Source organism: Paenibacillus algorifonticola (genome assembly GCF_000971975.1).
GTDB classification, from domain to species: Bacteria; Bacillota; Bacilli; order Paenibacillales; family Paenibacillaceae; genus Pristimantibacillus; species Pristimantibacillus algorifonticola.
This window is the reverse complement of record NZ_LAQO01000001.1, coordinates 550471-570958: the sequence shown is the minus strand read 5'-3', so window position 1 is coordinate 570958 and position 20488 is coordinate 550471. Positions and strand designations below refer to the sequence as shown.

16 protein-coding genes are annotated in these 20488 nt (G+C 49.5%); 11 read left to right on the top strand and 5 right to left on the bottom strand.

Features of this window, described 5'->3' with window-relative positions; translation table 11 throughout:
• Positions 1-24: 24 nt before the first annotated feature.
• From WH37_RS09490 to WH37_RS09470, 5 genes are all read right to left on the bottom strand, one after another.
• Positions 25-249, bottom strand: a complete 225-nt coding sequence (locus tag WH37_RS09490; protein ID WP_046230260.1) for a helix-turn-helix transcriptional regulator — start codon at positions 247-249, stop codon at positions 25-27.
• 1 nt (position 250) lies between these two features.
• A complete protein-coding gene (locus tag WH37_RS09485; RefSeq protein ID WP_046230259.1) occupies positions 251-697 on the bottom strand; it encodes a hypothetical protein in 447 nt (148 codons plus the stop codon).
• Positions 698-939: 242 nt separating this feature from the next.
• The gene (locus WH37_RS09480) at positions 940-1440 is read right to left on the bottom strand and encodes a GNAT family N-acetyltransferase (RefSeq protein ID WP_143088429.1); all 501 of its coding nucleotides are present in this window, start codon (positions 1438-1440) and stop codon (positions 940-942) included.
• A 570-nt stretch (positions 1441-2010) separates the two neighbouring features.
• The gene (locus tag WH37_RS09475; RefSeq protein WP_046230257.1) at positions 2011-3186 is read right to left on the bottom strand and encodes a M20 family metallopeptidase; all 1176 of its coding nucleotides are present in this window, start codon (positions 3184-3186) and stop codon (positions 2011-2013) included.
• Between the two features lie 124 nt (positions 3187-3310).
• Positions 3311-4138, bottom strand: a complete 828-nt coding sequence (locus tag WH37_RS09470; RefSeq protein ID WP_046230256.1) for an AraC family transcriptional regulator — start codon at positions 4136-4138, stop codon at positions 3311-3313.
• A 142-nt stretch (positions 4139-4280) separates the two neighbouring features.
• On the opposite strand from WH37_RS09470, the gene WH37_RS09465 reads away from it, so the two are divergent.
• The 11 genes from WH37_RS09465 (at position 4281) to polA (ending at position 20470) form a co-directional block, all read left to right on the top strand.
• Positions 4281-6347: a beta-galactosidase gene (locus WH37_RS09465; protein WP_046230255.1), complete on the top strand. Its 2067-nt coding sequence runs from the start codon at positions 4281-4283 to the stop codon at positions 6345-6347.
• A 176-nt stretch (positions 6348-6523) separates the two neighbouring features.
• A complete protein-coding gene (locus tag WH37_RS09460; protein WP_046230254.1) occupies positions 6524-8635 on the top strand; it encodes a methyl-accepting chemotaxis protein in 2112 nt (703 codons plus the stop codon).
• 289 nt (positions 8636-8924) lie between these two features.
• Complete coding sequence (locus tag WH37_RS09455; RefSeq protein WP_046230253.1) at positions 8925-10112, top strand: methyl-accepting chemotaxis protein; 1188 nt, start codon at positions 8925-8927, stop codon at positions 10110-10112.
• A gap of 101 nt (positions 10113-10213) precedes the next feature.
• Positions 10214-11218 carry a PstS family phosphate ABC transporter substrate-binding protein gene (locus WH37_RS09450; protein WP_046230252.1) on the top strand — a complete coding sequence of 335 codons (1005 nt, stop codon included), beginning with the start codon at positions 10214-10216 and terminating at the stop codon, positions 11216-11218.
• A gap of 210 nt (positions 11219-11428) precedes the next feature.
• On the top strand, positions 11429-12292 hold the full coding sequence (gene pstC, locus WH37_RS09445) for a phosphate ABC transporter permease subunit PstC (protein ID WP_231594176.1): 864 nt from the start codon (positions 11429-11431) through the stop codon (positions 12290-12292).
• A 1-nt stretch (position 12293) separates the two neighbouring features.
• A complete protein-coding gene (pstA, locus tag WH37_RS09440; RefSeq protein WP_046230251.1) occupies positions 12294-13169 on the top strand; it encodes a phosphate ABC transporter permease PstA in 876 nt (291 codons plus the stop codon).
• Positions 13170-13199: 30 nt separating this feature from the next.
• Positions 13200-13955: a phosphate ABC transporter ATP-binding protein PstB gene (gene pstB, locus WH37_RS09435; RefSeq protein ID WP_046230250.1), complete on the top strand. Its 756-nt coding sequence runs from the start codon at positions 13200-13202 to the stop codon at positions 13953-13955.
• Positions 13956-14030: 75 nt separating this feature from the next.
• Positions 14031-14690: a phosphate signaling complex protein PhoU gene (phoU, locus tag WH37_RS09430; protein ID WP_046230369.1), complete on the top strand. Its 660-nt coding sequence runs from the start codon at positions 14031-14033 to the stop codon at positions 14688-14690.
• Between the two features lie 154 nt (positions 14691-14844).
• Positions 14845-16392 (top strand): GGDEF domain-containing protein, encoded by a 1548-nt coding sequence (locus WH37_RS33465; protein WP_052736901.1) that lies wholly within the window; start codon positions 14845-14847, stop codon positions 16390-16392.
• Complete coding sequence (locus tag WH37_RS09420; RefSeq protein ID WP_143088427.1) at positions 16343-17578, top strand: EAL domain-containing protein; 1236 nt, start codon at positions 16343-16345, stop codon at positions 17576-17578. The genes WH37_RS33465 and WH37_RS09420 overlap by 50 nt, the downstream gene beginning before the upstream one ends.
• Before the next feature lie 216 nt (positions 17579-17794).
• On the top strand, positions 17795-20470 hold the full coding sequence (polA, locus tag WH37_RS09415) for a DNA polymerase I (RefSeq protein WP_046230249.1): 2676 nt from the start codon (positions 17795-17797) through the stop codon (positions 20468-20470).
• The last annotated feature ends 18 nt before the right edge of the window (positions 20471-20488 follow it).

Genomic DNA, 20488 nt, shown 5'->3' with positions numbered 1-20488 from the left:
ATTCATCTTGTTTCCTCCATGATCTTACTGGTTGGTATCATTCCCGTAAAAGAATACCTCTTGCAAAGGCAAATTGAAGGCAAGGGCTATGCGAAAAGCCAGCTCCAGAGACGGGGAGTAATTACCCTTTTCAAGAGCGACGATGGTTTGCCTGGTTACGCCCACCTTGTCAGCCAATTGCTGCTGTGTCATTTCATCATGGTTGAAGCGTAATTTTCGGATATGGTTGCCGACAAGATTTTTACCCATTTTAAACTCCTTTCCGATAGTGATAAATTTTAGTTGCGGAGCCGATAACGTCGGAAATGAAGCCCGAGGCGATCAGGATTACGAACATCGCCTGCGTTGGCTGATTAATGGCCAGCGATCCCATGGCGAGAAGAAAGCCGAGGATAAATATGAAGAAAGAAATGCGGTTTGCTTTCAAGTCAATGAGTTTATCCAGCTCATCTGCGAATGTGGGTTCTTTTTCTCCGGTTGTTACCCGAAAGAAGATGTTGAAAATGATGCTGATCACGATGTGCGCGACGATTGAAACCACAGTCAGGACGAGAATGAAGGAGCCCCAATAACGGAACGATTCCATCGTCTGCAGCCCCTCCACCGGATACTGTAAGTACTTGTACGAGCAATAAGAGGCGAAAATGAGAATGGTGCTGATTAACGATACGATGCTCTTCTTTTCTTGATAGGTCATGCCTAACATCCCCTGTCGGTTCATTTTTATTAAGTTAAGTTTGATATACTTAATGTATATAAAAATATACATTAAGTCAAGTTTATTTTACATCGTAGATGAAAATGTACCTAAATGGGCGATACTGTGAGCGATCTGGAGGCCGCTGTGTCGATCGGTGTCCTTACTTGTTGACGTTCAGTTCAGGATTCCGACCGACTATCGAAGCGGGCCATTAGACTTTCAAGTTAATCCAGCAAAGCTTAAGGTGCATATTTCCAATAATGATATTGCGAATCCTTCTGAACCAATTCGAATGCTAATTTAGCTAACACACCAGCAGACTCGATGTTGTCGGACTCACATCTGGCGACGATACGCCGAACCTCCTCCTGCTCCAAGGCCCAATTTAGAAGTGCGAATGCGGCCTCGGAGCAATAACCTTTGCGGCGCTGACTTTCATTTGTAGCAAAACCAATTTCGATTATGCCGTCCGGACCGGGATTGCCCAGAAAACCAATGCCTCCAACGATCTCCCGCGTATCCTTCGCGACAATAATCCAGGAATCAAAGCCTCTTGTTCCATTATTTCGAATCAAGAGCTCACGGAAGTAGGGGATAGCTTCGAAAAAGTCTGGGGCTGGCCATTCACCGTTCGTCTTGAAACCCAGGGCTTCTATCGCCAATGCATCCCGACGAGATGCTGCTTCAAGGAGGGGGAGATCAACGGTTTGTATAATAAGCCGATCGGTTTCTAGTTTCATAAAGTCATTCACCATTCCTTTTTAGTCAATTTAACAAATATAATAGCGAGGCATTTACTGATTGTTTAGCCCATATTCCTCACTCCTTTTTAATGGCAACAAAAAAACGACAAATGAACCTGAGTTCATTTGCCGCTTCATGTTATAGTCCGACCCCAGATACGCTAAATAAAAAACGTGCTGAAATCAGCACGGATCTTGGCGTACAAGGGTACACTATCCCCAAGCTTCAAAAGAGCTCCGCTGTTCTTAACCAGTTCTATGGTGCAGAAAGCTAACCCCAATCACACAGTCAAACCGACTATGAATAGAGGCTCCTCGCAACCAGGTATAAGGTTAGTAGGTTAAGAACAACAAATCTCTCCTTGAGGTTAGATGGCTCCATTATAAATACTCATTTGGAAGGAGTCAATGCTGAGCAGCTGTCCTGTTTTGGCTCTGTAATAAAATGAAGAAGGCACTTAATTTTTGTAGGCTCTAGCCAAGCTGACCAAGTAGTAGATGAGCAGACCGAAGAGGATTACAAGTCTCAGATTGATGAATCCGAATATGTTATAAAATCATTAAATTTTATTGTAAATTTAGCGTCTGCTGCTCGAACTCCGCTCTAATCCGCGCGAGCAACGCTGGATCATTGTATACATCCGCAGCAGTGGCAGCGAGCATTTTAGCCCCGAAGATCATACGCTCCAGCGCTCGTTCTGTAATGGCTGCATCACGAAACCCTTCCGTATGCAGCAGCAGGCGCTCCTCGACAATTTTCACATACGGATGAATAGCTGGGCAGTGCGTGGAAACATTGCCGAGATCGACCGAGCCATGGTCCTTGCCGATTTGAATTTCTTCCGGCTGAACGCCGGAGGCAAGCAGGTTCGCGGAAAACTGTTCCGACAGCGCCTCATTCGTCCTCAGCTCATCGTACGACAGCTCATAATTGTTCGTGCGCAGCTCGCAGCCCGTTTGCAGGGCGGCTCCTTCGGCGCAGCGAAGCACCTTCGCCGTCAGCTCGTTCGTATACGTGCGCGAAGCCGAGCGAATATAAAATTTCGCAGAGGCATAGTCAGGTATAATGTTGGGCGCCTTGCCCCCATTGTCGATAATGCCGTGAATGCGCGTATCGCTGCGGGTCTGCTGACGCAATGCATTGACGCTGTTGAACAGCTGGATGACGGCATCGAGCGCATTAATGCCCTCATAAGGGCTTGCTGCCGCATGAGCGGCTGCGCCCGTAAATTCGAACTGTACGGCGTCCATCGCCAGCGATTCGCCGGATTTTTCAAACGTATGATAAGGATGCGCCATCAGGGCGAAATCGCAATCATCAAACAAGCCAGCTTCTGCCATTGGCACCTTGGCGCCCCTCGTTTCCTCCGCAGGCGTACCGTATACTCGAATGCTTCCCGCTTCTAAAACCGATTTCAAGCCGACTGCGGCTCCTATGCTCATCATGCAGATGAGGTGATGGCCGCAGGCATGGCCGATTTCTGGCAAGGCATCGTATTCGCAGAGAAAAGCGGCGACGGGGCCGGGCTTGCCCGTATCATAGGTGGCTACGAAAGCGGTAGCCAGCCCAAGCGTGCCCCGCTCAACGCTAAAGCCTTGACGAGCAAGCTCCTCGCATAGTGCTGCCGATGCTTTAAATTCCTCATGCCCCAGCTCCGGATTTGCAAAAATCGAACGGGAAATCGCCTTGAATCCCTCGCTATGACGATCGATTTCCTCAAAAATCGTAGGTTTATTCAACATCCTCTTCATTCCTTTCTAAACAACCACTTGTAACGACATCATAAATAAAGCAGATGCTGGCATTATAACATGCCGCGCGGTCTGCTAGATAGCCAGCGGCTTTCAGGCTTCAGGCTGATCCATCTTAACGCATGCCATGCATTTTTTTAAACTGCTCGGGCCCAACGCCTTCCAGCCGCTTGAAGACGGAGCTGAAATAGCTGGCGCTGTCGAAGCCGGACAGCTTGGCGATTTCCTGCATTTTCAGCGTGCTCTCGCGGAACATAAGCTGCTTGCTGCGGCTGATTCGCTCGCGGTTAACGTATTCCATCGGCCGCATGCGCATCGCTTTTTTAAATAAAAGGCATAAATATTGCGGCGTCACGTTAATCGTCCCGGCTAAATCCTCAATCGTAATGAGGCTGCCAGCGTGCGCTTCAATATATTGAATGACGGGATGGAGCCGCGATAAGCTTTGATGCGCAGAATGAGAGCTGACACGTACGACCTTCATCAGATCAAGCAGCATCGCATAGAGCAGCTTCGAGCATTCCAATCCAAGGAACGGGCGGTCCGACTGCGACATGGCATATATGCTGCGCATATGTGAAATTAATACCTCTCCATCTGCTGTTGCATATACGCCGGATTCGGTAATGCCAGCCTGCTGAAACAGCGGTTCACACAGGCTGCCGCCAAAGCTTACAAAATGCACATCCCACGGCTCGCGGGTCGCATAATAACGATGAGGCACTCCGGGAAACAGGCAGAAGCCTTGGCCATTTTTCACCGAATAGCTTTTTTCACCGATAATAAGCTCGCCTTCCCCTGAAGCGACTTGCAGCCATTGATAGTGGGGAAAGCCATTCATGCGATCTATCGTCTCCTGGTTGCCCCAATGTCCGATAATGTCGACGTAAAGCGGCAGCGCAAGCTCGGTATCCGTTACAAGCGGAAATGCAATCGTATCCATATGCTGCACATCCTGTTTCATATTTTTATAGTGATTAGAATATTGTGAGATTTAGTTTCGATAAATCGAAATATATAATATGAATATAGTTAAAGAATGGGCGTTCGTCAAACGAAAGCCGCTATTACAGGAGGTTAAACAGATGAGCAGCAAATTTCCACCAATCAGCTCGAAAATTCCCCAAATGCTTCACGGCGCGGATTATAATCCGGACCAGTGGCTTAAATATCCTCATATTTTAGAGGAAGATATTCGTTTAATGAAGCTGTCGCACAGCAATGTCATGTCGGTTGGCATTTTCGGCTGGGTTGCCCTTGAACCAGAGGAAGGCGTCTTCACCTTTGAGTGGATGGATCAATTGCTCGATCGTTTTGCAGCTAACGGCATTTATGCGCTGCTTGCAACGCCGAGCGGAGCGAGACCAGCATGGATGTCCTCTAAGTACCCGGAAGTGCTCCGTGTAGACGAGAACGGCATTCGCAATCTGCATGGCGCCCGTCATAATCATTGCTTCTCCTCTCCGGTGTACCGCGAGAAAGTGCAAATGATGAATACGAAGCTTGCTGAGCGTTATTCGAGCCACCCGGCTGTTATTGGCTGGCATATTTCCAATGAATTCGGCGGCGAATGCCATTGCGACCTATGCGCCGAGGCGTTCCGCGGCTGGCTGCAGCAGCGTTATGGCACACTTGATGCATTGAATGATGCTTGGTGGACGACGTTCTGGAGCCACACCTATACCGATTGGAGCCAAGTCGATACGCCAACGCGGCGCGGGGAACGAGCCGTTCACGGCATGAATGTGGACTGGATGCGTTTTGTTACCGATCAGACGGTAGACTTCTGCCGCAAAGAAATGGAGCCGCTTCGCGCGATCAACCCGGAGCTGCCTATTACAACTAATTTTATGCTCGACTTCGAAGGGCTGAATTATTGGAAGTTTGCGGATCTGCTCGATATGATTTCATGGGACGCTTACCCGACTTGGCACAGCCTGGAGAGCGACAGCGAGCTGGCCGCTTGGATCGGCTTCAACCATGACATTTTCCGTTCGCTCAAAGGCGGCAAGCCATTTATGCTGATGGAAAGCACGCCGAGCATGACGAACTGGCAGCCGGTCAGCAAGCTGAAGAAGCCGGGCATGCATTTGCTTTCTTCCATGCAGGCCGTAGCCCATGGCTCGGATACCGTGCAATATTTCCAATGGCGCAAAAGCCGCGGCTCCAGCGAAAAGCTGCATGGCTCGGTCGTTGACCATGTCGGACATGAGCACACCCGTGTATTTAAAGATGTGACCGACGTAGGCCATGCGCTTACGAAGCTTGAAGATGTGGTCGGCACAACGGTTAAGCCGGAAGTCGCGATCATTTATGATTGGGAAAACCGCTGGGCGGTCAAAGATTCCCAAGGCCCGCGCAACTGCGGTATTCATTACGAGGAAACAGCGCGCAAGCATTACCGTCCGTTCTGGGAGCTCGGCATACCGGTAGACATTATCGATTCCGAATGCATTTTGGAATCATATAAAATCGTAATCGCGCCTATGCTGTACATGGTGCGTCCAGGTGTTGGCGAGGCTATTGAGAAGTTTGTTGAAAATGGCGGCACGTTTATTGCGACTTACTGGACAGGCATCGTTAACGAAAGCGATCTATGCTTCTTGACGGGCTTCCCAGGGCCGCTTCGCAAAACGCTCGGCATTTGGTCAGAGGAAATTGATTCCCTTCATGACGGCGAGACGAATCGCGTAGTCATGGCGGAAGGCAATGCTCTTGGCTTGTCCGGTGAGTACGAAGCGCATGAGCTTTGCGATCTTATCCACCTAGAAGGAGCAGAGGCGCTGGCCGTATACGGCGAAGATTTTTATGCTGGCCGTCCGGCTTTGACGGTGAACCGCTTGGGTAAGGGGAAAGCATATTATGTAGCTTCCCGCAATAAAGAACCATTTTTCACAGATTTCTTCAAGACGCTTGTCGAGCAGGAAGGCATTCGCAAAGTGCTCGATACCGAGCTGCCTGACGGCGTGACCGCGCAGCTGCGCGGCGATGGAGAGTCGGACTATGTATTCATATCCAACTTCACACCGCAAGAGCAGCAAGTGGTGCTCGATGACCACTCCTATGAGGATGTTTTGAATGGTGGTCAAGTGGGGGCTGCACTGGCGCTTGCTGCGTATGATATTCGGATTTTAAAACGTAAATCTCATTAATCGCTCCAAGGTTTGTAAAGAAACCGCGAATTTCATTCGCGGTTCTTTGCATTGGAAAAAGCTTTAAATTACACATTAGGTACGAAGGATAAATGATATGGTTCTATATGCCTATAAACAAATGTGAGAATATTGTCGATTAACGATTCATGTTGTTTTGGAGGGGAGCGGGAAGCGTGAGAAAGAAACATTGGCATTTATCTTTGACGGTTAAATTGGTATCCAGTGTCATCGTGTGTTTGCTTGCCATCTTCAGTGTCATGATTACACTGAACTTGAATCAGCTGCGGACGCTTGCTGTGACGAAAGGCGAGCAGGAGGGGCAAATTGCCGGAACGGATTTTATGATGGCGATTCAGCGGGAAATGACGTCAGTAGAATCGAAGCTAGAGACATTGAAGCTCACTCTTCAGGAAACCCGCAGCGAGCAGCAGCTGTCGCGGCAAACCGTCGTCGAGCTGTTGAAGACAATGGTCGAAAATGATCCGCAAGTGCTCGCTTATTATACGCTCTGGGAGCCGGATGCTTTTGACCAGAGCGATGAAGAAAACATTAATTACACGACATACGATGATAAAACAGGCCGCTTTATTCCTTATGTTTTCCACAATGGCAGTGGAACAGCGATTACGCCACTAACGGATTATACGGTGGAAGGTGCAGGAGACTATTATTTATTGCCCAAGCAGTCGAAAAAAACGACTTATGTCGATCCGTATTTTTATGAAGTAGCAGGCGAGCAGACGCTTATTACCTCGATAGTTGTTCCGATCATGGATCAAAGCGGCAGCTTTCTAGGCATCGTAGGGGCGGATATATCGATTGAAAGCTTTCAAAAAGCAGCAGCCGAATATACTCCGATGGGCGGGCATGTATCGCTCATAAGTGAAAAGGGCATGTATTTGGCTAATCCCAACGACCCTGCCACTTTAAATCAGCCTTTTGGCGATAATGCAGAAAAACAGGCTTTGCTGAATGATGTGATGAAAGGAACGCGCCTATCGGGCTATACCCCGAATGCAGACGGAGACGAAGTGCTGCGGCTGTTCGAGCCGATCGCACTGCCAGGAAGTACCCAGTTCTGGTACAGCCAAAGCGTCATTCCGAAAACAGCGATTTTTGCAGAATTTACGGAGAGTCAAACGAGCCTGCTTATCGTTGCGATAAGTTCAATGCTTTTATTAGGTGTTATTATTTCTCTCCTGATTCGCTTTATGGTCATTCGCAAGCTGCAATTGTTTAATAAGGGCCTTGAAAAAATGGCCGAGGGCGACCTCACTCAGACGATTGCCATTAAACAGCAGGATGAGCTGGGCCATATGGCTGCCTCCTTCAATAGCATGACCGATAAGCTGAGTAGCATGTTCCAGCTCGTGACGAATCTCGGAGTAGCTGTCCGTGAAACGTCGGAGCAGCTGACGGCTAGCGCTGATCAGACGAGCAAAGCGTCCGAAACGATTGCCGAATCCATTCAGACGGTGGCAATGGATGCCGAGACGCAAAATCAGCATACAGGCGGCACCGCCGAGGAGATGCAGGCGATGTCCAGCCATGTTCGGAGGATAGCGGAATCGAGCGATCAAGTAGCGGTCTCTGCGAATGGCATCGCGCTCCAGACGGCTGATGGTTATCAACTGATGCAGCAAGCTGTTCGGCAAATGGGACAAATTCAGCATTCGGTTTCCGAGACGGAAGCAGCGATTGAACGGCTTAATGAACGCTCGGCCCAAATTGGACAAATGACAGGTTTGATTACAGCGATCAGCGTACAAACAAACCTGCTGGCGCTGAATGCGGGCATTGAGGCTGCGCGTGTAGGCGAGCATGGCCGAGGCTTTGCGATAGTAGCGCAAGAGGTGCGCAAGCTGGCAGAGCAAACGAAGCAGGCAGCGGATCAAGTATCACAGCTTGTGGATGGCATCCGCAGCGATACGGAGCATGTGGCGCAAACGATGCAAAGAGGGTCTAAGGAAGTGGCGAGCGGCGCGCAAACCGTAGAAGAAAGCGGCGAGCTCTTCCATGCGATTATGAATGAAATGAGCGCGGTGAGCGGTCAAATTCAAGAGGTTTCAGCAGCGGCTGGACAAATGAATGCAAGCTCGCAGCAAATGACCGCAAGTGTTGAGCAAATGGCGGTTATAGCTGGCGATACCGCATCGAATTCCCATAATGTCGCGGCGGCCTCCGAGGAGCAGCTCGCGTCGATGCAGCAAATATCGGCGGCGGCTGAATCGCTGGACCATATGGTTCAGGAGCTGCTGGATAAACTGTCGCAGTTTAAAATTTAGTCTTGCCGTAGCGATAGCGGCTGCATACGTTACAAGTACGTTATCTGGATTGGGATATAATCATGTTAAAATCATATTTTATAAAATAAAGCCAGTTGTTTTCATGCGCTCCAAAGCGTGAAACAACTGGCTTTTTTGTGCTGTTATAAAGATTGGGTGTTATTTCCATTTTAAAATAGGGAAGTACCTGACTTGAACGAATTTGACACTGCGTTAACATTGCATCGGATGTTAGTTGATGCTAAAGACCTATAGTCAAGAAAGATAAAAGAAAGAAGGGTGAGATTGAATGGCTATTGCCGAGTTAGAGCATCCAATAGATACGAAACCCGAACTAACTGATCCATTAGAATCATCCGCAGCACCGAAGGAGAGTCCTAAGCCGACTGTCGTTTCATTGCAGCATATGGATATTAGGTTGGCGGTTTTTATGCGGCAGGGGATTATGGTAAAGGATACCCAAACTTGCAGAGAGGCTGCTGCGCTTTTTAAGCGTAATCCGGGCAGCGAATGCATTGTGATTTGCAATACGAACGAGTATCCGGTTGGACTCATGATGCGAAATCGTTTTTTTATGAGGCAAAGCAGCCGTTTTAGCGCTGAATTGTATGATGACAAAGCCGTTGGCCTCTTCATGGATGACCACCCGATTATGACCGATTTAAACGATAATCCCCAGCAACTCATTGATGAGGCGTTAAGTCGTCCTGATGAATCGGTATGTGATTGTGTAATAGTGACGGCTGAGGGCAAGCTTGCAGGAATATTAACTGCGCCTGATCTGCTGCGCATCTCGCGCGAGCTTCAGCGGGCAGAGATGAATCGGCAAATGCTGATGATTAACAGCGTGAGCACAAGCCTCAGTGAAATTGAGGAGGTTGTAGGCGTTGTGCAGCAATCATCCCGTGTGGGTGAAACGATAAGCGCCAAAATGCTAGAATTTACTTTTGAAGGAAAAAAAGAGCTGGATAAGGTCAAAGAGGCCTTTTCTCTTAGTGCCGCCAATTCCTTGCAGCAGGAGCAGCGGATAAATGAGCTACAAGGCGAGACGAGCTCAATCAGTCACATATCGAGACTTATTGGGGATTTGGCGGAGCAGAGCAATCTGCTAGCGATTAACGCCTCTATAGAAGCAGCCCGCGCAGGCATCCATGGCAGAGGTTTTGCTATCGTTGCGGGGGAGGTAATGAAGCTGGCTGGCGAGACGAAACGGTCGGCGGATCAAATTACGAGGATGACTCAAAAGATTATTGCGGCTATAGCTGGAGCTACCGCGCTAGCGCGTGAGGGACGGGCGAATGCGGCATCGAGCGAGACGTATGTAATGCAAGCGGGGGAGGCTTTCGCACGTCTGTTCCATGCCGCAACCGATAACCGCGACAGCTCGGAAAGCATTGGTAAGCTGTCACAGCAGGCCTACGCCCAGACGGTTCAGGCAGCGGCGGAAATCGAACATTTGCTAGATTCATATTTTTAACATGGATTTTACAAAAACCGAATACGGCATTTACAAACAGCTAGTAGGATAGAAGACGTAGGAAACATTCAAGTGTAGATAATATTAGAGGAGTGGTTGAGTTGTTGAAAGCTAAAGGCTTTAAGGGGATCTTGATGTCGGGAATAGTAATGACGCTAGTATTTGCAGCAGCATGTGGAAATAATACAGGCGGCAACACCGCAACGAATAGTTCGGCCGCAGCGACGTCGGCGGCATCCGAGGCGCCAGCAGCTTCTGAAGCTGCAAAATTGTCGGGCGATATTAAAGTCGATGGCTCCAGTACCGTATTCCCACTGACGGAAGCGGCTGCTGAGGAATTCAACAAAGAGCACCCGGATGTTCGCGTACCCGTTGGTGTATCCGGCACAGGCGGCGGCTTCAAACAGTTTTGTGCGAATGAAATTGCAATTGCGGATGCTTCCCGTCCAATCAAGGAGGAAGAAGCGGCCAATTGTAAAACCGCAGGCATTGAATATACAGAGCTGACCGTAGCTTATGATGGTCTGTCCGTTGTAGTGAGCAAAGACAATGATTTTGTTGATCACTTGACGGTAGAAGAGCTGAACAAAATGTTTATGACTGGCAGCACGGTAACGACTTGGAAGGATGTTCGCGATACATGGCCGGCTGAGCCGATCGTATTTTTCTCCCCGGGTGCAGATTCCGGTACGTATGACTATTTCAATGAAGCTATTCTAGATAAGGCAGGCATTCGTAACGATAAAGCAATCAGCTTCAGTGAAGATGACAACACGCTTGTACAAGGTGTATCCGGCAGCAAAGGCGGAATTGGCTACTTCGGCTTCGCTTACTTCGAAGAGAACCAGGATAAGCTGAAGCTTGTACCAATTGATGGCGGCACAGGCGCAATCACGCCTTCGCATGAAACGATCAAAGATGGCACCTACGCACCATTGTCCCGCCCTCTCTTCATCTATGTGAATAAAAAAGAGCTTGAGCGTCCAGAAGTTAACGCATTTGCTAACTATTACATTAACAACATCGGACCTCTTGCAGACGAAGTAGGCTACATCGCTCTTCCAGATGAGAAATATGCAGAAGAAGCTGCAAAGTTGCAATCTTAATTTCTTCCTAAACAAACACTAAGGGAAGGCGACAAAATGTGGTGTCTCGTGGGGCATCACATTTTTCTCGCCATATATGTTAATGAATTGTAAAGGCAAGGAGATGACGCAGATATGCAAGGCGAAGCGATGCAGGAAAACAACCAGCCGCAAACAAATGTTTCATCCAAAGCGGGAGCGTACGTATTCAAGAATGAGCGCGTGAGCATTATGAATAAAGTAATGCCAGTGCTTTTATTCTTGTGTGCGTCTATCTCGGTATTAACGACAATCGGTATTGTCGTTACTCTAATTTCGGAAACCTTTGCTTTTTTCCAAAAGGTGCCGGTATTCGATTTTTTGTTCGGTACAAAATGGTCACCGCTTATTACGCCTAAAAGCTTCGGTGTTCTGCCTCTGCTGAACGGCACGCTTATGATTACCCTGATTGCTTGTCTCGTTGCGATTCCATTCGGTCTGGCAAGCGCTATTTATTTATCAGAGTATGCGCCTAAAATTGTACGCAAAATTGTAAAACCGATTCTTGAAGTATTGGCTGGCGTGCCGACAATCGTATACGGCTACTTTGCCCTTAGCCTGATTACGCCTCTGATCCGCGATATATTCCCGAATGCTGGCGTGTTCAACGCTCTAAGCGCGGGTATTGTTGTCGGTATTATGATTATTCCAATGGTCTGCTCGCTCAGCGAGGACGCAATGTCGGCAGTACCGAGAAGCCTCCGTGACGGCGCTTATGCGCTTGGAGCTACACGCTTCGAGGTCGCTTTGAAAATCGTCGTGCCTGCTGCTTTTTCCGGCATCGTAGCTTCCGCTGTACTGGCGTTCTCTCGCGCTATCGGGGAAACGATGATCGTGACCGTTGCTGCAGGGGCTACGCCATCGCTTACGGCCAACCCGCTGGACAGCATCCAGACGATGACCGCTTATATTGTTCAGGTGAGCCTTGGAGATACCCCGCATGGATCTCTGGAATACGGTTCGATTTTTGCTGTTGGCATGACGCTGTTCGTCATTACGTTCCTGTTAAATATTCTTGCCCAATATATAGCGAGACGATTCCGGGAGGAGTATTAGTATGAGTATTTTTCAAGATGCCAATCGCAAGCAGATTGCGAATCGTCGGAGGGTGGACTGGCTGCTGCACATTTTATTCGTTATTGCCACATCGGTAGGTGTATTGGCACTCTGCGCACTTATAATCGATGTGCTTGTGGATGGCGTAGCCCGCCTGCAGCCCCAGCTTTTTACCGAATTTCCCTCACGTAAAGCAGACGGCTCAGGGATGAAATCTGCGCTTGTCGGCACTGTTTATATGCTGCTTATTATGCTGCCTTTATCCTTCGTGCTTGGAGTTGGAGCAGCCATTTATCTGGAGGAATATGCAGGAAAAAATCGTCTGACCCGACTTATTCAGCTTAATATTAGTACACTTGCGGGTGTGCCATCCATTGTATACGGTATTCTCGGCTTGACGATTTTTGTGCGGCTGATGTCGCTGGATCGCAGCCTGATCGCGGGCGCGTTTACGATGACGCTGCTTGTGCTTCCGATTATAATCGTATCGGCGCAGGAAGCGATTCGCGCGGTTCCGAAGTCGCGGCGTGATGCTTCCTTTGCTCTTGGCGCGACAAAATGGCAGACCGTATCCCGTTCGGTCATTCCGTCTTCCCTCGCAGGAATTTTGACCGGCGTTATATTGGCGATGTCCCGCGCTATCGGTGAGACGGCTCCGCTAGTCATGATCGGCGCGCTTACTTACGTGGCGTTTCTGCCGAACAGCCTGATGGACTCGTTTACGGTTATGCCTATCCAAATCTATAACTGGATTTCCAAGCCGCAGCTTGAATTCAAGGAGCTGGCAGCAAGCGGTATTCTCGTTCTCCTAGCCCTGCTGTTGATTATGAACTTCTCGGCGATTATGCTTCGCAACAAATACCAGAAGAACGTGTAAAGATAAAACGATTGAAGGAGAATGAATGTTATGCAACCACTCATTCATATTAATAAATTGAATTTGTTCTACACATCCTTTCATGCGCTTAAGGATGTGACGCTTACCATTCCCGAAAAAGCCATTACTGCTTTTATCGGTCCTTCCGGCTGTGGAAAATCAACTCTGCTTCGTACACTCAACCGAATGAACGATATGATTCCTGGCACTCGTATCGAGGGCAGCATTGCCATTGGCGGCACCGAGCTGTATTCCAATGAGGTTGATGTGGAGACGCTGCGCAAGAAGGTTGGAATGGTATTCCAGCAGCCGAATCCTTTCCCGAAATCGATTTATGACAACATTGCCTATGGCCCGCGCTTACACGGGATTCGCAGCAAGCAGAAGCTCGATGAAATTGTAGAGACGAGCTTGAAGTCGGCAGCTCTCTGGGATGAGGTCAAGGATCACCTTAAGCGATCCGCGCTCAGCATCTCCGGTGGACAGCAGCAGCGCCTGTGTATCGCTCGCGCTTTGGCAGTTAACCCTGACATTCTGCTTATGGATGAAGCGACATCTGCGCTTGATCCGATCTCGACGCTTAAAATTGAGGAGCTTGTTCAGGAGCTGAAGGATCGCTATACGATTGTAATGGTTACACACAATATGCATCAAGCGGCTCGTGTATCGAACCAGACTGTATTTTTCCTCAGTGGCGAGGTTATTGAATATTCAGATACGGAGAAGCTGTTCTCCAACCCGACCGACCAACGGACGGAGGATTACATTAGCGGCCGTTTCGGCTAACAGGCATGGCATATTCCCGTTGCTGCGTGCTACGGAGGCAATATTCGTAAAACCTTTAGGAGGAATAGAGCGATGATGACGGTAAGAAAAGAGTTCGATCATGGATTGGAGCAGCTCCATAATTTGCTAGTTGAGATGGGAACGTTTGTGGAGAAGGCGCTTGTAGAGTCCATGCAGTCGCTCAAGACGATTAATGTAGAGGAAGCAAAGCGCATTATTAGCGAAGATCCCATGCTCAATCAAATGGAAGAGAAAATTACGGAGATCGGCTCCAGGCTAATTGCTACACAGCAGCCGGTAGCCAAGGACTTGCGTCGGATTCTATCCGCCTTCAAAATCGCTTCTGATCTGGAGCGGATGGGGGATCTATCTGTAGACATTGCCAAGGTAGTGCTGAGGATGGAGGGTCAGACCTTAATCAAGCCGCTGCTCGATTTGCCGAGAATGGCCGATATTGTTCAGGTGATGACTTATGAATCCATACAGGCCTTCGTACAGGAAAATGTCGATCTTGCCTACAAAATGGCCAAGGACGACGATCAGGTTGATGCCTTGTTCAGTCAAGTACAGCGGGAGTTGTTCTCGCTGATGATGGAGAATCCGCGAACGATCTCGCAAGCGTCGCTGCTGAGCTTTGTAAGTCGTTATATCGAGCGTTTTGGTGATCATGCGACGAACATCGGAGAAAGTGTCGTATATCTGGTGACGGGGAATCGACCGGATTTGAATGTATAGCAAACGAGGTGCCCACACGAATCATTTGGTTCGTAGGGCATCTTTTTGTATAGAAAAGTAGGTTGAAAGCAGTGATTTTGACATGTGTTTTACATTCTTCTGTTACTCTGCTCACACTTTATATGTAAGTTAATTTTAGGTGGAAAATCGAAATGTGACCATTGAGGGGATTCATATGGATGAGATTGCAATCGGTTTATTAAATAGAGTGATGATCCATGCCGTAAAAAAAAGCTGGAAGTTGGGCGGAGTCGGCGTGCTATACATAAGAAGTGATGAGGAAGACGGCATGTTGAGCAAGCTTCTGCAGAGATGGGAGCAGGGGGACGGGTTCAGGCTGGTATGGAAGCAGGACTTGGAGAATGAGCATTACTATATGATCGGTGCTGTTGAAGCGGGATTATCCGTGAACATAGCCGTTGCTAACAGCGTTGCTGTGCTACGGAAGAGCTTGGCCAAGCAGGAGGGAATTCGATTAGGGGTAGCCTTTGCAAATTCGCCGAAACCGGATAGTGAGCCTTCCTTTATACAGGCCGCGGAGCGCACGATTTTGAAAGCGATTAAGGAGGCGTGGATGGCGGCGGAGGGTGCTGCTGCAATGGAGGTCGAAACGGCTGCAGCTAGCAACAGAACGGAGCAGAGAAAGGTGGGGGTTTATCATGCCCTCCCGGGCTTTAGCATTGGTCAGCTCGCAGTCCCGTTCCCTATTTTCCCTTCAGAAGCAAAGGTGGCGGATATTGCCCATTTCTTCGAAATAAACCGCAAGGAGCAGGGCGTTGTGATAGCAGATGAGGGGCAGCCGGTCGGATTATTAATGAAAGAGGAGCTGCATGAGCTGCTGGCGGGGAAATATGGGCTTCCGCTTTATTCCACTCGACCTGTTGAGAAAATTATGAATGCTTCTCCATTAATCGTGGATGCGGACATGCCGATCGAGCATGTGTCCCAGCTGGCGATGGCGCGGGATATTTCTCATTTATACGATGTCGTTATTATTACAGCTGGAGGTCAACTGCTCGGCGCAACGACGGTTCGTGATATTTTGGAGCGCATTACGACGCTGCGTATGGAGGCGGCAAGATCGGCCAACCCGCTGACGGGTCTGCCCGGCAATGAGGGCATTCAACTGGAGCTGGCCCGCAGGAGCAGCAGCCACAAGCCGTTCGCCGTCATCTATGCGGACTTGGACTATTTCAAATGGTTTAATGATTGCTTTGGGTTTAGCCAAGGCGACGCGCTCATTCGTTTTTTGGCGGATACGCTAGTTGGGATTAAGGAAGAATACGGGCTGGCCAGCGATTTTATCGGGCATATTGGTGGTGATGATTTCATTATGGTAACGGAGGCCTCTTATGCTGAAAAAGTTTGCACCAGGCTGATTGAGCGTTTCGACGGCGAGGTGAAAAGGTATTACGGTGGAGTGGAGGTCAGCATGGTGGAGGATCGTCACGGCAACACAGTGGAGCAAGAGGGGGTTACCTTGTCTCTCTCATTAATGCTTGCTGCAGGCGGGACGACGCCAAGCCTTATATCGACTCTAACAGCGAAGCTCAAGAAACGTGCCAAGATGCAAAAAGGCAGTGTGTATGTCATGGAAGATATGACCTCTTGCACACAAGAACGCAATGCTACAGAGGGGATCGAAGTGAGACGTGGGACATCATCAAGCGATATTGCAGCGAAGCAGCCTTATAATGGATGATAAGCCAGAAAATATTGGCGTTATCTATCTATCCTGGCATAGTGAGCAGTCGGCAGGCACTTGGCAGCAGCTGCCCTCCTCGTTTAGGAGGAGCTGGAAGCTATACATAGAGATGATGCTTTATGCGAACCCGGAGACGGCTGCCCATGTACGGGACAAGTTTTGGATGGGTGATGATTTGTATATTGTGATGGCTTTGCCAGACTTGCAGCAGCAGGAGCTGCAGGGAAATTTGCTGCAAGCCGCAGGCAAATGGCAGGAGGAAGCGGAGCGTGGGTTTAGTGGAACCGAGCTTGGACTTATGTCGGATATGCGTCTGCATGCAGGTGTAGGATTGGTCGAGCGCAGCGATACTGGAAGCCCAGTCTCCCGCCTGTATGAAGCTTCAAAGCGAGCGCTATTATATGGGCAGCAAAAGGAATCTTTAACACAGGCCATGCGGCTGCAATATATGAACGGGCTTATTCGCGGCAAGCTTCTCATGTCGGTCTATCAGCCGATTATGTCGATTCAAGGAACCGACAGCGAGCTGACAACATTCGGATATGAGGCACTCACGCGGTTCCCTAAAAATAAATGGTTTTCCAGTCCGTTGGATTTATTTGCCTTCGCAGAAGAGTCGGGAGAGGTTGCAAGGCTGGACCAGTCGGCGCGAGAGCAGGCAGTGGAGGGCAGTACCGGTCTCCAGTCTCATCAGAAGCTGTTTATAAATATGACGGCACAATTGCTAAATGAAGGAAGCTTCTACCCTGCAAGGCTCGCCAAAATGATGGAGCAGCGGGGCTTGTCGCCTCACCATATCGTATTTGAAATTACCGAGCGTTCGGCTATTCAGGATTATGGCGCCGCGCTTGCTACACTTGCGGAGTACCGCCGCCAAGGCTTTCAAATTGCAATCGACGATGTTGGCGCCGGTTACTCGTCGCTGCAGGCCATCATTGAGCTGAAGCCGGATTATATTAAAGTAGACTGCTCTCTCATTATGGGGATACATGAGCACGAAATGAAGGAGCATATTGTGCATACGCTTGTCCAGCTGGCCGACAAAATGGCAATTGGCATCATTGCCGAAGGCATTGAACATCAAGAGGAGCTGGACAAAGTAAAGGCGATGGGCGTGCATTATGCGCAAGGCTATTTGCTAGGGCGCCCGGGTGAAATTTCCGTTCTAGTCCAGCGGCGATAGTCGGGATGAGAAAAGCTTTTTCTGAGCGATCCATATGGAGCTTGGAGAGAGCTTTTTTTGGTAAAACGGGCAATGCCTCCAAAGGACGACAACCTCGTTTAAGCTAGCCCCGAGGGCAGGTTTTCAGGAATGTTGCAAACCCCGCGCGAGAAGGGAGCAAAGGCATTTGCAGTTGTGGTATGATAACCATTAGAACCGATAAATGAGGTGTCAATGATGGATAAATGGATGTTATTAGATGGCAATAGTATTGCGTACCGGGCATTTTTTGCGATGCCTCCGCTTACGAATTCGGCTGGTTTACATACGAATGCGATATATGGTTTTACGACGATGCTGCTTAAGCTGCTGGAAGACGAAAAACCGACGCATGTGCTCGTTGCATTTGATGCAGGGAAGGCAACCTTTCGCCATGAAGGTTATGCGGAATATAAAGGCGGGCGGGAAAAAACGCCGCCAGAGCTATCGGAACAGTTTCCGGTGCTCAAGGAGCTGCTGCAGGCTTTTCAAATTGCGCAGTTTGAGCTGAATGGCTTTGAAGCGGACGATATTATCGGCACGCTCACCCGGCTTGCGGACGAGCAGAAGGTCGAGACGCTTGTCGTCACGGGTGACAAGGATATGCTCCAGCTCGTATCGGAGCATGTGACCGTAGCGCTAACGCGCAAAGGGGTGAGTGAGCAGGAGCGATATTCGCCTGCGGATATTAAGGAAAAATACGGACTGACGCCGCATCAAATCATTGATTTGAAAGGGCTGATGGGCGATACCTCCGACAATATTCCGGGTATTCCGGGCGTTGGCGAGAAAACAGCGCTGAAGATGCTGCATGAATTCGGCACGGTTGAAGAAGTGCTTGCCAACACAGCCAGCCTGAAGGGCAAGATGAAGGAAAAGGTGGAGCAGCATAAAGACGATGCAGTGATGAGCAAGAAGCTCGCGACGATTCACCGCGAGGTGCCGCTTGCCCCTGAGCAGGAGCCGGAGGCGATTCGCTACAGCGGCTTTAATGGGCCGGCGCTTGCGGATGTGCTGCGCCGGCTGGAATTCAGATCCGTTCAGGAACGGCTCGGACTGAGCGGCGAAGGAAGTGGTTCAGCAGGTGAAGCTGCCGAGCTGAACCTGACCCCGATCGAGTCGGCTGAGGATGCGAAGAAGCTCGATGAACTAATGAAGGCGCTTGAAGAGGAGGAGAGCGGCTTCGGCCTTTATGTAGAGGCGATCGGCGAAAATCCGCATCAGGCGGAGCTGGTTGGGCTGGCGCTGGCGGGCGCCGAAGCGGCCTATACGCTTCCTTTCGCCGCGCTGAAGGAAGCTTTCACAGAGCCGCTGCGGAGCTGGCTCGCCGATCCGAACAAGAAGAAGATCGGATTTGATACGCATAAAGTCGAGCTGGCTTTGAAGTGGGCGGGCATAACGCTGAGCGGCGTGAGCTTTGATGTCCAGCTAGCCGCTTATGTTATTGATCCGACGGAATCGAGCTTATTGCTCTCCGGCATTGTCCATCGCTACGAACAGCCAGCTGTGCCTAGTGATGAGTCGGTCTATGGAAAAGGCGCAAAACTTAAAGTTCCTGCTGCCGCAGTGCTGTATCAGCATCTGGCAACGAAAGCCGATGCCGTGCGCAGAGTGGCGCCTTTGCAGCGCGACGAGCTAAAGGAAACGGGCATGCTCGGCCTGTATGATGAGCTGGAGCTGCCGCTCTCCGTTATATTGGCGGGCATGGAGCATCAGGGCATCAGCGTAGAGAAGGCAGAGCTTGAGACACTAGGCAGTGAGCTGGAGCGTCAGCTTACGACACTGGTGACAGAAATTTACAAGCAGGCGGGCATGGAGTTTAATTTGAATTCTCCGAAGCAACTCGGTGAGGTGCTGTTTGAGAAGCTGGGCCTGCCCGCAAGGAAAAAGACGAAGACAGGCTACTCGACAGATGCCGAGGTATTGGAGGAGCTGGCGCCGTACAGTGAAATTGTTCCGCTGATTTTGCATTATCGTACGCTTGCGAAGCTGCAATCCACTTATGTGGAAGGGCTGCTCAAAGAGATTCGCGAGCAGACAGGCAAAATCCATACGTATTTCCGGCAGACGATTGCGGCAACAGGCCGCTTGAGCAGCCAATTCCCGAATTTGCAAAACATTCCGATCCGTCTGGAGGAAGGCCGCAAAATTCGTAAAGCATTTGTGCCATCTGAGCCGGGCTGGACGATTCTCGCTGCCGATTATTCACAAATCGAGCTGCGTGTGCTCGCCCATATTTCCGGCGATGAAAATATGAAGGAAGCGTTCATTAAGGACATGGACATTCATACGAAAACAGCGATGGACGTATTTGGCGTAACCGAGGATCAGGTGGATTCCAATATGCGCCGCTCGGCAAAAGCGGTCAATTTCGGCATTGTGTATGGTATTAGTGACTTTGGTCTCTCCAACAACTTGAACATTACGAGAAATGAAGCCGGACGGTTTATTGAGCAATATCTCGGCGTCTTCAAAGGCGTGAAGTCGTTTATGGATAGCATTAAAGTCGAAGCGGCGAAGCAGGGCTACGTGACGACTTTGCTGGGGCGCAGGCGGTATTTGCCGGATATTAACCATTCGAACTTCAATAAACGCTCATTCGCAGAGCGAACAGCAATGAATTCGCCTATCCAAGGCACAGCAGCGGACATTATTAAGCTGGCGATGGTGAATATGAATAAGAAGCTGGGCGAGCTGAAGCTAAGAAGCCGCATGCTGCTTCAGGTACATGATGAATTGGTATTTGAGGTGCCGGAAGATGAGCTAGAGCAGATGAAAAAGCTCCTTCCCGAAGTGATGGAAGCCGCAATCAAGCTCGATGTTCCGCTTAAGGCGGACGTTAGTTTTGGGGCGAACTGGTATGAAGCGAAATAACCCGCTGGGAGCGGAAAT

Bases quoted from the DNA above. Each gene is read 5' to 3' on its own strand.
- WH37_RS09490 (WP_046230260.1), bottom strand. From the start codon at position 249: ATGGGTAAAAATCTTGTCGGCAACCATATCCGAAAATTACGCTTCAAC.
- WH37_RS09485 (WP_046230259.1), bottom strand. From the start codon at position 697: ATGACCTATCAAGAAAAGAAGAGCATCGTATCGTTAATCAGCACCATT.
- WH37_RS09480 (WP_143088429.1), bottom strand. From the start codon at position 1,440: ATGAAACTAGAAACCGATCGGCTTATTATACAAACCGTTGATCTCCCC.
- WH37_RS09475 (WP_046230257.1), bottom strand. From the start codon at position 3,186: ATGTTGAATAAACCTACGATTTTTGAGGAAATCGATCGTCATAGCGAG.
- WH37_RS09470 (WP_046230256.1), bottom strand. From the start codon at position 4,138: ATGGATACGATTGCATTTCCGCTTGTAACGGATACCGAGCTTGCGCTG.
- WH37_RS09465 (WP_046230255.1), top strand. From the start codon at position 4,281: ATGAGCAGCAAATTTCCACCAATCAGCTCGAAAATTCCCCAAATGCTT.
- WH37_RS09455 (WP_046230253.1), top strand. From the start codon at position 8,925: ATGGCTATTGCCGAGTTAGAGCATCCAATAGATACGAAACCCGAACTA.
- pstC (WP_231594176.1), top strand. From the start codon at position 11,429: ATGAATAAAGTAATGCCAGTGCTTTTATTCTTGTGTGCGTCTATCTCG.
- pstA (WP_046230251.1), top strand. From the start codon at position 12,294: ATGAGTATTTTTCAAGATGCCAATCGCAAGCAGATTGCGAATCGTCGG.
- pstB (WP_046230250.1), top strand. From the start codon at position 13,200: ATGCAACCACTCATTCATATTAATAAATTGAATTTGTTCTACACATCC.
- phoU (WP_046230369.1), top strand. From the start codon at position 14,031: ATGACGGTAAGAAAAGAGTTCGATCATGGATTGGAGCAGCTCCATAAT.
- polA (WP_046230249.1), top strand. From the start codon at position 17,795: ATGGATAAATGGATGTTATTAGATGGCAATAGTATTGCGTACCGGGCA.